General features: G+C 73.2%; 15 protein-coding genes. 6 read left to right on the top strand and 9 right to left on the bottom strand.

Going from position 1 to position 13,433, the window contains the following annotated elements:
• Window positions 1-122: 122 nt before the first annotated feature.
• A complete protein-coding gene (locus ACIP98_RS22530; RefSeq protein WP_401977648.1) occupies window positions 123-494 on the top strand; it encodes a hypothetical protein in 372 nt (123 codons plus the stop codon).
• A gap of 72 nt (window positions 495-566) precedes the next feature.
• On the opposite strand, the gene ACIP98_RS22525 is transcribed toward ACIP98_RS22530, so the two are convergent.
• From ACIP98_RS22525 to ACIP98_RS22515, 3 genes are read right to left on the bottom strand one after another with little or no spacing between them, the layout of a single operon-like run.
• A complete protein-coding gene (locus tag ACIP98_RS22525) occupies window positions 567-1,772 on the bottom strand; it encodes a glycoside hydrolase family 3 N-terminal domain-containing protein (protein WP_401977647.1) in 1,206 nt (401 codons plus the stop codon).
• Window positions 1,773-1,827: 55 nt separating this feature from the next.
• Entirely contained in the window at window positions 1,828-3,216 is a 1,389-nt protein-coding gene (locus tag ACIP98_RS22520) for a sensor histidine kinase (RefSeq protein WP_401977646.1), read from the bottom strand.
• Complete coding sequence (locus ACIP98_RS22515; protein ID WP_319661545.1) at window positions 3,213-3,890, bottom strand: response regulator transcription factor; 678 nt, start codon at window positions 3,888-3,890, stop codon at window positions 3,213-3,215. The genes ACIP98_RS22520 and ACIP98_RS22515 overlap by 4 nt, the downstream gene beginning before the upstream one ends.
• A 110-nt stretch (window positions 3,891-4,000) precedes the next feature.
• Between ACIP98_RS22515 and ACIP98_RS22510 the strand changes: the two genes are divergently transcribed.
• Complete coding sequence (locus ACIP98_RS22510) at window positions 4,001-4,552, top strand: hypothetical protein (protein WP_401977645.1); 552 nt, start codon at window positions 4,001-4,003, stop codon at window positions 4,550-4,552.
• Window positions 4,553-4,574: 22 nt separating this feature from the next.
• Here ACIP98_RS22510 and ACIP98_RS22505 read toward each other — a convergent pair whose 3' ends face one another.
• Window positions 4,575-5,429 (bottom strand): fused MFS/spermidine synthase, encoded by an 855-nt coding sequence (locus ACIP98_RS22505; protein WP_319661543.1) that lies wholly within the window; start codon window positions 5,427-5,429, stop codon window positions 4,575-4,577.
• Window positions 5,430-5,460: 31 nt separating this feature from the next.
• Entirely contained in the window at window positions 5,461-5,931 is a 471-nt protein-coding gene (locus ACIP98_RS22500) for a hypothetical protein (protein ID WP_401977644.1), read from the bottom strand.
• 155 nt (window positions 5,932-6,086) lie between these two features.
• On the opposite strand from ACIP98_RS22500, the gene ACIP98_RS22495 reads away from it, so the two are divergent.
• Window positions 6,087-7,430 (top strand): tetratricopeptide repeat protein, encoded by a 1,344-nt coding sequence (locus ACIP98_RS22495; RefSeq protein ID WP_319661540.1) that lies wholly within the window; start codon window positions 6,087-6,089, stop codon window positions 7,428-7,430.
• Window positions 7,431-7,464: 34 nt separating this feature from the next.
• Here ACIP98_RS22495 and ACIP98_RS22490 read toward each other — a convergent pair whose 3' ends face one another.
• Window positions 7,465-8,037: a suppressor of fused domain protein gene (locus ACIP98_RS22490; RefSeq protein ID WP_401977642.1), complete on the bottom strand. Its 573-nt coding sequence runs from the start codon at window positions 8,035-8,037 to the stop codon at window positions 7,465-7,467.
• A gap of 36 nt (window positions 8,038-8,073) precedes the next feature.
• On the opposite strand from ACIP98_RS22490, the gene ACIP98_RS22485 reads away from it, so the two are divergent.
• The 3 genes from ACIP98_RS22485 to ACIP98_RS22475 are packed head-to-tail and all read left to right on the top strand — an operon-like array spanning window position 8,074 to window position 9,929.
• Complete coding sequence (locus ACIP98_RS22485; RefSeq protein WP_401977641.1) at window positions 8,074-8,844, top strand: GNAT family N-acetyltransferase; 771 nt, start codon at window positions 8,074-8,076, stop codon at window positions 8,842-8,844.
• A 51-nt stretch (window positions 8,845-8,895) separates the two neighbouring features.
• Window positions 8,896-9,711, top strand: a complete 816-nt coding sequence (locus ACIP98_RS22480) for a Scr1 family TA system antitoxin-like transcriptional regulator (protein WP_401977640.1) — start codon at window positions 8,896-8,898, stop codon at window positions 9,709-9,711.
• The gene (locus ACIP98_RS22475) at window positions 9,708-9,929 is read left to right on the top strand and encodes a DUF397 domain-containing protein (protein ID WP_401977639.1); all 222 of its coding nucleotides are present in this window, start codon (window positions 9,708-9,710) and stop codon (window positions 9,927-9,929) included. Before ACIP98_RS22480 ends, ACIP98_RS22475 begins: the two co-directional genes overlap by 4 nt.
• 3 nt (window positions 9,930-9,932) lie before the next feature.
• Here ACIP98_RS22475 and ACIP98_RS22470 read toward each other — a convergent pair whose 3' ends face one another.
• The 3 genes from ACIP98_RS22470 to ACIP98_RS22460 form a co-directional block, all read right to left on the bottom strand.
• Window positions 9,933-11,402, bottom strand: a complete 1,470-nt coding sequence (locus ACIP98_RS22470; protein ID WP_401977638.1) for a GH1 family beta-glucosidase — start codon at window positions 11,400-11,402, stop codon at window positions 9,933-9,935.
• A gap of 71 nt (window positions 11,403-11,473) precedes the next feature.
• Window positions 11,474-12,394 carry a carbohydrate ABC transporter permease gene (locus ACIP98_RS22465; RefSeq protein WP_401977637.1) on the bottom strand — a complete coding sequence of 307 codons (921 nt, stop codon included), beginning with the start codon at window positions 12,392-12,394 and terminating at the stop codon, window positions 11,474-11,476.
• Window positions 12,395-12,399: 5 nt separating this feature from the next.
• Window positions 12,400-13,431 (bottom strand): sugar ABC transporter permease, encoded by a 1,032-nt coding sequence (locus ACIP98_RS22460; protein ID WP_319661534.1) that lies wholly within the window; start codon window positions 13,429-13,431, stop codon window positions 12,400-12,402.
• Window positions 13,432-13,433 lie beyond the last annotated feature (2 nt).

Below are 13,433 nucleotides of genomic sequence, written 5' to 3'. Positions count from 1 at the left end.
CGGTGCGGCTGGGTGCCGCCCCTCGACGTGGATCACGTGTGCCCTGATCATGGGTCACCCGCCGGTGACGCTCCGCCGTGGACGGTGGCGGACCGCACGAGTGGCGCGCACAGGAGGCCGTGATGGCGAGCATTGAGGACGTGATGGCGTTTCTCGTCGACCACAGGGCGCCCGGCGTCACTCCGGGGTACGTCTCGGAGCAGCTGCTCTCCATGTCGTGGATCATCGACGCCCAGGACGCCGCCCGCATCGTCGACGTGGGGAAGCGGTGGCTGAGATCGGACGACTCCTTCCGGGTGGCCGTCGCGATCGGTCTGGAGAACGAGACCTACCTTGCCGACTCCTGGGCGGAGATCGCCGCACTGGCCGGGCCTCTCAAGGAGAGATTTCCTTCGATGGCGGCCGATGTGGACGCGTGGACGGCGAGAGCCGAGACTGCCTACCGGAAGCTCGAGGGAGGCACCTTCTTCGGGCGGGGCGAGGAGGACGCCTGAGGTCACGCGGGCCGGTGCGGGGCGGCCGCGCGACCGCCACCGGCCGGTCCACGCGCCACCGGGGGGACCGCGTCAGCTCGTGCAGCGGAGGGCGCCCGCGGCCTGCTTGGCGGTCAGGATGCGTCGGGCGCTGTTCTGCACCAGGGTGCGCACCTTCGGGTCGTGGCGCATGGCGTAGCGGATGCCCTCGGCCATGGTGGGGATGCCCTTGGGGGTGACGGTGAGGGTGAGGTCGCCGCCGGCGCGGAGGAAGGTCAGGGCACGCTGGCTGAGCGCCACGGACTGGGCGGACTTCGCCTGCCCGAGGTCGTCGGAGATGATCACGCCTTTGAAGCCCAGGTCGTGGCGGAGCATCTGGTTGACGATCAGCGAGGAGAACGCGGCCTTGTGCTGGGGGTCGATGCGCTTGTACGTCGCCAGTGAGACCATCACCAGACCCGTACCGGCGGAGATGCCCGCGCGGAAGGGGGCGATGTTGCTGCCCGTGCGGGTCAGCGTCGTGTCCGTCACGGATGCGGTCGTGTCGGTGTTGCCGCGCACGCTGCCGAGGCCCGGGAAGTGCTTGGGCGTGGTGAGCACGCCGGCCGACTTCGAGCCCTGCACGTACGCCGTGACGTGCGGGGACACCACGGCGGACGTCGAGCCGAACTGCCGTCCGTAGCGGCCGATGGGGATGTTCGCCGTGCCGATCGAGGCGGGCACGATGTCGGCGACGGGCGCCAGGTTCACATTGACGCCCGCGCTCTTGAGCTGCTTCGCCCAGCCCTGTGCGCGCGTGCGCAGCGTGGCGGCCGACCACGTGCCCTGTGTCTTGCCGTTCGGGATGGTGGAGAAGCCGGGGCCCTTGAGGACCTGCACCTGGCCGCCCTCCTGGTCGGTGGAGACCAGCAGGCCGACCCGCTGCCCCGCCACCGTCCGCCCGAGTGACTTCTGCAGGCTGTCGACCAGGGTCCGGGTCTTCGCGACGCCGGCCGTGCTGCGGCCCGCGAGGAAGACGGACCCGACCGCGTACGTGCGCATCGCGTCCAGGTCCGCCTTCGGCGGCGTGGTCAGCTTGGCCGCGCCCATGAAGAGCTGGCCCACGCGCTGGGTGTCGTTCATCCCCGCCAGGACCCGGTCCACGCAGGACGCCTCCGGGGCGGCGGGGGCGACGGCGGCGCGCGCGGTGGCGACCAGGGACTCCGGAGCGGACGGTGTCCCCTGGCAGCCGACGGCGGTCAGCGTCATGGCCAGCAGGGCGAGGGACACGCGGTGCGGCGTGAGGGGGTGCGAGGTCACTCTCGCAGCGAATCCGACGAACATGTCGGTGTCAATCGGAGCGGGACATCGGGGGTCAGGCCTCCGAGCGTGCCGGGGGCCGTCTGCCGCGGCGGCGGCGGACCACACGGTGGGTGCGCTTGCCGCCGGAGGCATAGGGCCGCAGGGCGATCCAGACGCGGATCTCGGCGCCGCCGAGCACCGAGGAGCCGATGCGGACGTCGCCGCCGGTGGATTCCGCGAGGCGGCGCACGATGTCCAGGCCGAGTCCCGTCGAGCCGTCGCCGCCCGCGCCCTGCCCGCGGCGCATCGCGGCCGAGGGGTCGTTGATGCCGGGGCCCGCGTCGGAGACGAGGACGATCACCGCGTCCTCGCCGCTGTGCACGTCCACCGCGAAGGCGGTGCCCTCCGGGGTGTGGCGGAAGACGTTGCCGAGCATGGCGTCGAGCGAGGCGACCAGATCGGCGCGGGCCACCGGGACGCGTACCGGGCGGTCGACGCCGGCCGTGCGGGCCTCGCGGCCCTGGTCCTCGGCGAGCGCCGACCAGAAGGCCATCCGCTCGCGGATCACCGCGGCCGCGTCGCAGCCCACCGCCACCGGCTTGTCCTGGGCCTGCTGGGCGCGTGCGGTGCGGATGATCTGGTCGACCTCGCGTTCGAGCTGGGCCACCGCGTGCCGGGTCTGCTCGCCCGCCGGGCCGTCGCCGAGGGACGCGGCGTTGAGCCGCAGCACGGTCAGCGGGGTGCGCAGCCGGTGCGAGAGGTCGGCGGCCAGTTCCCGTTCGTTGGCGAGCAGTTGCACGACCTGGTCGGCCATCGCGTTGAACGCGACCGCGGCCGAGCGCAGTTCGGGCGGGCCGTCCTCCGGGACGCGCACCGTGAGGTCGCCGCGGCCGAGGCCGTTGGCCGCGTCCGCGAGCCGCTTGGCCGGGCCCACCATCCGGGTGCCCAGCCGGTCGGCCACCGCTACCGCCCCGATGATCAGGCCCACGCCGACGGCCGCGAGCACCGCCCACGCGGTGGTGACCCCGCGGGTCACCTCGCCGTCCGGGACGAAGACCTCCACCACCGCCACCGAACCGGAGCCGACGGCGGTCGGCTGCAGCAGCGCGTACCCGCCGGGCACCGGCACCGTGGCCGCCCGGCCCAGCCGGGAGGCCCCCTCCACCTCGGCGTCCGGCGCGTGCGGGCGGCCGATCCGTACCCCGTCCGTGCCCTCGGTGGCCGGCACGCTCACCGCTATCCGGCCGTCCGCGCCCGCCTGCGTGGAGGCGACGGCGCGTTCCAACTGCGCCCGGTCCGTGGTGATCGCCAGGGCCGGGCCTATGGCGGCGGCCTGGCGCTCGGCGTTGCCGATGGCCCGGTCGCGCGCCATCTCCTTGACCGTCAGGGCCAGTGGCACCGCGAAGGCCACCACGACCATCGCCGTGACCGCCACGCAGACCTTGACCAGGGCCCATCTCACCGCGGCGGCTCCAGTTTCACGCCCACCCCGCGCAGGGTGTGCAGGTACCGGGGGCGGGCCGCGGTCTCGCCCAGTTTCCTCCGCAGCCAGGACAGATGGACGTCGATGGTCTGGTCGTCGCCGTACGACTGCTGCCAGACCTCCGACAGCAGCTCGCGCCGCGCCACCACCACACCCGGCCGGGCCGCCAGGAAGGACAGCAGGTCGAACTCACGCCGCGTCAGATCCAGCGGCGCACCGTCGAGTACGGCCTGCCGGCGCAGCACGTCGATCTGCAGCCCGCCCACCCGCATCACCTCCGCGGCCTCGCGGGCGCGCGAGCGGCGCAGCACGGCGGCCATGCGGGCCGACAGGTGCTCGACCGAGAACGGCTTGATCAGGTAGTCGTCGGCACCGGCGTTGAGCAGGCGCACGATCTCCGACTCGTCGTCCCGCGCGGTCGCGATGATCACCGGGACGTCCGTGATGCCGCGCAGCATCTTGAGCGCCTCGGCCCCGTCCAGGTCCGGCAGGCCGAGGTCCAGGATCACCACGTCGAAGCCGACCTGCGCCACCTCGCGCAGCGCCTCCAGGGCCGTGCCCACGCTCCGTACGGAGTGCGCGGCGTCGGTGAGGTGCCGGATGAGGGCGGAGCGCACGAACTGGTCGTCCTCCACGACGAGCACACTTGCCATGGCCCGCAACCTAGCCCATCCGGGGGACGCTCCGGGCGGGTCCGAGCACGTCCGGGCCGCGGGCGCAACCCTCAACTCCGCGGAGGGGGCGCGTCCGGCAGTATGGGCGCATGCGAAGAGGACTGGCGCACGCCGGAGCGTGGATGCTCGCGACGAGCGCCGCCGTCGCGATGTCGTGGTTCGGCGTCCACCACGTGCTGGCGGGCACGGCGTACGACCCGCCGCGCGCGCTGCCCCTCGCGGAGCCGGCGGCGGCGTCGGCGTCCCCGCCGCCGCCGTCCTCCGCCACCCACCGCCCGCAGGCCCCGGCGGGCAGGCCGACCACCACGGCCCCGGCCACGTCGCCCGCCGCGAAGCCCTCAGCCTCGGCCCCCGCCCGTCCCCCGGGCACCCCGACGCCCGCGGCCTCCGCCGCCGGCACCACCGGCGACGTCCACAGCTATCCGGTCGAGGGCGGCCGCGTCGTCCTGGACCTGGGCGCCGACTCGGCCACCCTGGTCTCCGCGACGCCCGAGGCCGGTTGGGAGATGAAGGTCTGGAACCAGTCCGCATCCGCCTGGATCCGCGTCGACTTCACCTCCGGCGGCACGACGTCCTCGCTGTTCTGCACCTGGAACGGGCACCCGCCGACCGTCGAGACGTACAAGGCCGGTGGCCAGTAGGGCGGCAGCCGCCGGAACGGCGTCACCGGAACACGGACTCCGGGGGCGCCGGTGACGCCGTCGCCGTCCGGTCCGTGACCGGTGCCGCGCCGCCCGCGAAGGCGTCCAGCCCCCGGCCGTGCTCCACTCGCCCCGGGTGCGGGTCCGAGGCCACCCGGCGGGTGAACTCCGCGACGGGCAGCTCCCCGTCGCCCGCCACCAGGATCACGTTCCCGAACCGCCGCCCGCGCAGCACCGCGGGATCCGCCGCCAGGCAGGCGTGCGGGAAGCAGGCCCTCACGGTGGCGATCTGACCGCGCAGGAACTCCAGCCGGCCGCCGTCGGCCGCGTTGGCCGCGTACAGCCCGCCGGGCGCCAGCGCGCGGCGCACCTCGCCGAGGAACTCGGTGCTGGTGAGATGGGCCGGGGTGCGGGCCCCGCTGAACACGTCCGCGACGACCAGGTCCGCCCAGCCCTCGGGCACCTTGGCCAGCCCCGCCCGGGCGTCGCCGCCGCGCACCTTGATCCGCCAGGTGCGGTCCCAGGGCAGCTCGCGCCGGACGAACTCCACCAGCGCGGTGTCCACCTCCACGACCTGCTGGGTCGAGCGCGGCCGGGTGGCGGCCGTGTAGCGGGCCAGCGTCAGTGCGCCGCCGCCGAGGTGCAGCACCCGCAGCGGGCGGCCCGGCGGCGCGGCGAGGTCGATGACGTGGCCCAGCCGGCGCTGGTACGCGAAGTCCAGGTGGGCCGGGTCGTCCAGGTCCACGTGCGACTGGGGGGCGCCGTCGATCAGCAGCGAGCGGCCGCGCGGCCGGTCCCGGTCCGGCACGAGCTCGGCGAGACCTCCGCCGACCCGCTCGCGTATCCCTTCCGGGTCCTTCGTCCTGCGCTGTGCCATGCACCCAGTATGGGCGCGGCACCGCCGCAGGTCAGAACCGGTCGGCGAGCTCGATCATCCGGGCCGCCTCGCCCAGCGCGGCGCGCAGCACCACCGGGTCCGTGACCGGGGCGTCGTTGTGCGGCGGCACCAGCCAGTCGGTGCCCGTGACCGGCGGCTCGCGCAGTTCCCCGGGGATCGCGAAGCCGCGTCCCGAGGTCTGGGTGCAGGCGCTGCCCGGCACGTCCCAGCCGGCCGCCGTGCCCGGCGGCACGAGGAAGCCGAGGCTGTCGCCCGAGCTGTCGTGCAGCACGGGCCCCAGGCCCGGCACGGGGCCGGTCCGCAGACGCAGGATGTCAACGGCTTCCAGTCCCTGGCGGGCCGGGACGGTCACCAGGTCCCATGGCTCGTCCAACAAGGCGGGTCCTCCTAGGAGTCGGACGCACGGTTGGTTGCCTGTTGTCCAACGCGCGTACGGCGTCAACGGCAACGCCCGCGTGACGCCGAGAGGGTGGCGTTTCATGGCGGATGGAGGGTGAGATATCCCTTTTGTAGGCAAACCGTCGCTCTGGCCCTCCTGGCACCGAGTACGGTCGTCGCGCCGCTACGCTCCGCTGCCGCACGGCGGCGCTCCGCGACAAGCACCGCTCCGCACCGACCGCTCCCGGGAGTCCGACGATGCCCTCGTCACCTTCCACCCCCACCACACCCAACGCCGCCTTCCGGCTGCTGCGCGCGGACCGGTCGCCCGGCGAGTTCGCCGCCGCCGTCCGCCGTGCGGCCCGGGAGATCGGCGAGCAGGTCAGCTGCGACGCCCGCTACATCGGCCGCGTGGAGTCGGGGGAGATCCGCTGCCCCAACTACGCGTACGAACGGGTCTTCCGGCACATGTTCCCCGGCCTCGGCCTCGCCGACCTGGGCTTCGAGCCCCGCGAGTCCGTCCGCGGCCGGCGTGCCGCCGGCCCCCCGGCACCGCCGCTCCCGGTGGCGGCCACCCCCCGCGAGCCCGAAACCGATGAGGAGAGCGACGTGCTGCGTCGCGCGTTCATGACCGGCGGCCCGGCCGCCATCGCCACCACCCTGGTGCTGGGCCCGCCGGCCGCGGCGGAGCCGGTGCGCAGGGTCGGCAGATCCCAGGTCCGCGCCGTGCAGGACGCCGTCCGCGAGATCCGCCTGCACGACGACCGGCACGGCGCCGGCGCGCTCTACCGCCAGGCCGGCCACTCCCTCGGCGCCGCCTACCGCCTGCTGGACGAGGGCAGTTACGGCCAGGCCGTCGCCGACGACCTGCACGCCGGCGCCGGTGAACTGGCCGTCTCCGTCGGCTGGCTCGCCCACGACTCCGGCCGCCACGCCGAGGCCCGCTCCTACTACGGCGAGGCCCTCGCCACCGCCCGCATGGCCGGCGACCACGCGCTGGAGGCGCACGCCTTCTGCAACGCCTCGTTCCTGGCCCGCGACGCCGGCCGCCCCCGCGAGGCCGTGCGCGCCGCGCAGGCCGCCCAGGAGGCCGCCCGCCACCTCGGCTCCCCCCGGCTGCTCTCGCTGCTGGCGCTGCGCGAGGCCGGCGGCCGGGCCGGACTCGGCGACCGCTCCGGCTGCGAACGCGCCCTGCTGCGCGCCCAGTCGCTCTTCGCCCGCGGATCCCGTGACGCCGACCCGCAGTGGATGACCTTCTACGGCGAGGCCGAACTCGCCGGCCTGGAGGCCCAGTCCTGGGCCGCCCTCGGCGACCACCACCGCGCCGCCGAGCACGCCCGCCGGGCCATCCGGCTCCAGGCACCCCACTTCACGCGGAACATCGCGCTCTACACCGCCGAACTCGCCAACAACCTGGCATGCGCGCACCGCGTCGACGAAGCCGCCGTCACGGGCGTGCGCGTCCTGGACCTGCTGGGCCGCGTCCAGTCCCCGCGCGTACGGGGCATGCTCGCCTCCGCCGCCCAGACCCTCCAGCCCTACGCCCGCCGCCCGGACGTCGCCGGCTTCCTGCGCCGGCAGGCGGAGTCGCGGTCGGCGTGAGCCGCGCTGCTCCGCGGGCAGCGCCCGGCGGACGTCACACCGCCGACACCCGTGTGACGTCGAGCAGATCGGTCTCCTGCTCCTCCCACTGCTCGTAGAGGGCGTCGGCTCCGAGTTCCTCCAGGTACGCGATCTCGGCGGCGGTCACCGGGACCACGGTGAGGAGTTGGAGCTCGGTGCGGCCCTCGGCGTTCACCAAGGGCTCGAATCCGTCCTCGATGTACGGGTGCGGGACGATGATCACGCCTTCGATCTCCGTGTCGGGGATCAGCGGCTCCGGCGCGGGGATCACCTGGTCGAACGTGGGGGCCACGCCCATGCGAATGGCCAGTGTCGCGGTCAGGGCGGCCAATGCGCGTGCGGCCGATCGCTGATCCGACTTCAGGGTGCAGGCGAGTTCCAGCGGCATGATCGCGGTGAGGTTCTGGGATCTCAGACCGTTCGTCACGGCGGTGACCAGGTCCCCGTCCCCCGATACGTCCTCCGGGACCTCCCAGCCGTTGGCCACGAACGCGTCCTCGATCGCCCGGCGACTCCACCGCAGGTCCGCGAGCGCGACCATCCGGTCGGCGAAGTCGTCGTCGGCCCCGAACAGGTGCATCGCCATGGCCCGTGACCCTAACGCCCCGCCTAGGCTGCTCCCATGCCAGGACCGGAACTGCGGCAGATCCGCGCCTTCGTCACCGCCTTCGCCCGCCGCCAGGCGGCCCGCACCGTCGAGCTGCCCGGCGGCTTCGCCGTGCTCGACGACGCCTTCCCGTTCTCCCACGGCAACAACAGGGTGCTCGTCGACGGCGTCGACGGGAACGTCGACCCCGAGGCGCTGCCCGCGCTCGCCGACGAGGCGCTGGCCCACCTGAAGCACCGCGCGATCACCGTGCTCGACGACGCGACCGGCACCGCCTGCGCCGGGCCCCTGATCCGGGCCGGGTACTTCCACTCCGCCGAGCTCGTCATGCTGCACACCGGCCCGGTACCGGACGGCGGCGGGGCGGAGGACGTCGACCTCGACGCCTTCCGAGCCCCCCTCGCGCGGCGCTGGCGCGGCTTCCTCCCGCAGGCCGACGACGACGCCGTCCGCCAGCTCGTGGACCGCCGCGAGACCCGGCGCCGCGGCGCGGACGTCGTCGGCTTCATCGGCGCCCGCACGGCCGAGGGCGACGTCGCGTCCTGGGCCGACCTCTACATGGACCCCGCGTCCGGCATCGCCCAGATCGAGGACCTGATCACCTCCGAGGACCACCTCGGCCGCGGCTACGCCGACGCCGTCCTGTCCACCGCCCTGCGGCGTGCCGTCGGCGCGAGCTGCGCCACGCGCTTCCTCATCGCCGACGCGGACGACTGGCCGCGGTACTGGTACGGCCGCCGCGGCTTCACCGTCATCGGTCGTTTCCACAGCTTCGGGCGCGACTGACGGTGTCCTTCCGTACTCTGCTGATCACGGAGTGTGCGGGGGTGTGTGCGGATGACCGGAGAGACGGCCCAGCCGCCGATGGCGTGGCGGTACTGCGGCAACCAGGTCAAGCTCTGGCGTGAGCAAGCGGGCGTCACGCGCGAGCGGTTGGCCGACGAGGCGGGCTACGGCGTCGAGACGGTGCGCTCCATGGAGCTCGGCCGCCGCCGCCCGATGCTGCGGCTGCTTCAGGTGGCGGACCATCTGTGCGGCGCGGGCGGCAAGCTGCTGGCGGCCCAGGAGTTCCTGAAGCCGGAGAAGTTTCCGGCACGGTCGCAGGAATTCATCCGGTACGAGGCCGAGGCCGTCAGTCTGTGGTCGTATCAACCACTACTCGTCCCTGGGCTGCTCCAGACCGAGGCGACGGCGCGGGCGCTGCTGTGCTCACACCGTCCGCCAATGGACGACGAGACCATCGGGGAACGCGTCCGTGCGCGGCTGGAACGTCAGGAACTGCTACGGCGCAAGCCGCCGGTGGAGTGCAGTTTCGTGCTGTACGAGGCCGCGCTGCGCTGCCCGGTGGGCGGTCCGGACACCGCACGGGAGCAACTGCTGCACTTGCTGGAGGTCGCCGCCCTGCGCAACGTCTCCGTGCAGGTCCTGCCCTTCGCGGCAGGAGCCCACCCCGGGCTCAACGGGCCCATCGTGCTGCTGGAGACGGGCGATCACGATCGTCTGGCGCTCACCGAGGGCCAGTCGCTCAGCCTCCTGACGGCCGATCCGCAACAGGTGGGTGCGTTGACCCAGCGCCATGGCATGATCCGGATGGAGGCCCTCGGCACCGAGGAGTCGGCGCGTTTCATCAAGCGGATGGCGGGTGAACCATGAGCGACGGTCTGGTCTGGTTCAAGTCGAGCCACAGCGACACCGAGGGCAGTGACTGCGTCGAAGTCGCCCCCACGCCCCACGCCGTGCACGTCCGGGACTCCAAGGACCCGCAGGGTCCCGCGCTCACGTTCACGCCCGCCGCGTGGGCCGCGTTCGTCGGCGCCGTGGCGACGGGACGTGGCGGTTCCCCCGGGATCGACCCGCCGCGTCCCGCCTGACGGTCAGGCCGTCGTGGGCGGCGCCGGGAGGCGTCCCGCGCGCACGACGCCCGCGTACCAGCGGGCGCTGGACTTGGGGATGCGCATCTGCGTGTCGTAGTCCACGTAGACCGCCCCGAAGCGCTTGCCGTAGCCGTGGGCCCATTCGAAGTTGTCCATGAGGGACCACAGGAAGTAGCCGCGTACGTCGGCGCCGTTCGAGATGGCCTTGAGCACGGCGTCGAGGTGGCCGTGGAGGTAGGCGATCCGCTCGGGGTCGTCCACGGTGCCGTCCGGGCCGACGGCGTCCTCGTAGGCGGCCCCGTTCTCGGTGATGAGGAGCGGGAGCCCGGGGCGCTCGCGGGAGACGCGGGCGAGCAGGTCGTACAGGCCGGTCGGGTCGACGGACCAGCCCATGGCGGTGCGCTCGCCGGGGGGCTGGTGGAAGGTGACGTCGTCCGCGCCGGGCCACGGGGAGTGCCCGCCGGCGCCGTGGCCGTGGCCGTCGTTGCGGGGGACGTCGGGAGCGGCGCCGGCGGAGACGAGGGTGGGTGTGTAGTAGTTGAGGCCGAGCCCGTCGAGCGGGTGGCGGCCGATCGCCGCGAGGTCGCCGTCCCGTACGAAGGACCAGTCGGTCAGCCGCCGCGTGTCGGCGACGAGGTCCCGCGGGTACGCGCCGTCGAGGAGCGGCCCGGTGAAGACCCGGTTGCCGACGGCGTCGACGCGCCGGGCGGCGTCGAGGTCGGCGGGCGACTCGCTGCGGGCCCGGACGTGGTGCAGGTTGAGCGTGACGGACAGTTGCGCGCGGGCCGGGAGCACCGAGCGCAGGGCCTCCGCGGCGCGCCCGTGGGCCAGGTTGAGGTGGTGGGCGGCGCGCAGGGCGGCGACCGGGTCGGTGCGGCCCGGGGCGTGGACGCCGGAGCCGTAGCCGAGGAAGGCGCTGCACCAGGGCTCGTTGAGGGTGGTCCACATCTGCACGCGGTCGCCGAGGGCGTCCCCGACGATGCGTGCGTACTCGCCGAAGCGGTCCGCGGTGTCGCGGGCGGGCCAGCCCCCGGCATCCTCGAGGTCCTGGGGGAGGTCCCAGTGGTAGAGGGTGGCGAAGGGCTCGATGCCGTGCGCCAGCAATTCGTCGGTCAGGGCGCGGTAGAAGTCCAGGCCGCGTTCGACCGCGGGCCCGCGGCCGGTGGGCTGCACCCGCGACCAGGAGACGGAGAAGCGGTAGGCGCCCAGGCCGAGGTCGGCCATGAGGCGTACGTCGTCGCGGAAGCGGTGGTAGTGGTCCGCGGCCACGTCGCCCGTGTGCCCTCCGAACACCTTGCCCGGGGTGTGGCTGAAGGTGTCCCAGATCGACGGGGTGCGCCCGTCCTCGGCCGCCGCGCCCTCGATCTGGTAGGAGGCGGTGGCCGCTCCCCACAGGAAGCCGGGCGGGAACTGGCGGGCGTTCGCGGCGGAGGTGCCGCTCGCCGCGGGGCGGGTTCCGGACGCTGTCATTCGGGAGCGCTCCTTTCGGAACGAGTGGACAGGAGCCGAGGAGTGAGGAGGCGCGGCCGGTCCGGGGAGGCTCAGCCCTTGACCGCGCCCTGCATGATGCCGCCCACGATCTGCTTGCCGAAGACCACGAAGACCAGCAGCAGCGGCAGCGTGCCCAGCAGCGCGCCTGCCATGATCACCGACTCGTCGGGGATGTAGCCGCGGCCGAGGCTGGTCAGCGCGACCTGCACGGTGGGGTTCTCCTGGGTGAGCGCGATGATCGGCCAGAAGAAGTCGTTCCAGGCCATGACGAAGGTCAGCATGCCCAGCACCGCCATCGCGGGGCGGGCGGCCGGGAAGACCACGTGCCAGACGATCCGCAGGCTGCTGGCGCCGTCGACCCGCGCGGCCTCGATGAGCTCGGTCGGCAGGGCCTGCGAGAGGTACTGCCGCATGAAGAAGACACCGAAGGCGCTGACGAAGGTCGGCAGGACGACCGCCTGGAGGTGGTTGGTCCAGTCGAGGTCGGCGATCCACAGGAAGAGCGGTACGACGCTGAGTTGCGGCGGCACCATCATGGTGCCGATGGTCAGCATCAGCAGGAACGTCTTGAGGCGGAACCGCAGCTTGGCGAAGGCGAAACCGGCGACGGTCGAGAACAGCACCGTGCCGATGGTGATGCAGCCCGCCACGACGGCGGTGTTGAGCAGCGCCGTGCTCAGGTTGGCGTCCGTCCAGGCGGTCTGCAGGTTCGTGAAGAGGTTGGACCCGAACCAGAACGGCGGCGGGGTCTGCGCCAGCCGGGTGTTGGTGCGGGAGGCCGCGATCGCCGTCCACACCAGGGGGAAGAGGGATATCGCGGTGAAGACGATCAGTACGGCGTAGGTGAACGGCCCGCCGTGCATCTGCCGTCCGGCCTTGGGCGCGCCGGGCACGCGGCGCGCCGCCTTGCGGGACGTGCCCGGCGCACCGGCCGTCCCCTGCTCCGTCGGATGGGTCGGGACGGTGGTCATCGGCGTCACCCCTCCTGGCTCTTGCGCAGCCGGCGGGCGACCAGCCCGTTGACGGCGGCGATCAGCAGCAGGAGCAGGAACATCGCCCAGGCGATGGCCGAGGCCCGGCCGAGGTGGTAGTTCGTCCAGCCCTGCTCGTACAGGTACAGGCCCAGCGTCTGGAACTGGTGGGAGGCGCCGCCCTTCTCCCCGCCGGGGCCGCCGAAGAGGAAGGGCTCGCCGAACAGCTGGGTCGCGCCGATGGTGGAGACCACGATCGTGAAGAGGATCGTGGGGCGCAGCATGGGGACCGTCACATGGAGGAACTGCTGCCGGCGCGAGGCGCCGTCCAGTGCGGCGGACTCGTACAGGTCGTGCGGCACGGACTGCATCGCGGCCAGGTAGATCAGGGTGTTGTAGCCGGTCCAGCGCCAGATCACGATCGAGGAGACGGCGATCTGGGAGGACCAGGTGCCGGCCCGCCAGTCGATGTGGTGGCTGAACCCGATGTGCTCCAGCGCCCAGTTGATCATGCCGTAGTCGGTGCCGAACATCAGCGTGAAGACCAGCGTCGCGGCGGCCACGGACGTGGCGTACGGGGTGAGCATCGCGACCCGGAAGAAGTTCGAGCCGCGCAGCCGGTAGTTGAGCAGGTGGGCCAGGCCCAGCGCCAGCAGCAGCTGCGGAACGGTCGAGATCACCCCGATGGTGAACGTGTTCCTGAGGGCGTTCCAGAAGAACTCGTCCTCCAGAAGGCGGGTGTAGTTGTGGAAGCCCACGAACTCCCGCTGGTCCAGGTTGGTCAGTTCCACCCGGTAGAAGGAGGACCAGCCGGTGTAGATCAGCGGGAAGAGGCCGAAGGCGGCGAAGAACAGGAAGAACGGGGAGACGAAGGCGTACGGCATCGCCTTGACGTCCCACCGGTAGCGGCGGCTGCGCCGGCGGTCGCGCCGCTCGTCACGGGCGTCGCGCGGCCGGCCGGAGCCGTCGCGCGGGGCCGCGCCCCCCTGGATGGGGGGCGCGGTCACTGCGGTGGTGCCGGAGGTCTCCGAGGTCATGC

This window comes from Streptomyces sp. NPDC088354, from assembly GCF_044753585.1.
Taxonomy (GTDB): Bacteria; Actinomycetota; Actinomycetes; order Streptomycetales; family Streptomycetaceae; genus Actinacidiphila.
Note: the sequence above shows the minus strand (reverse complement) of the source record. Positions and strands in the feature narration are given on the sequence as shown.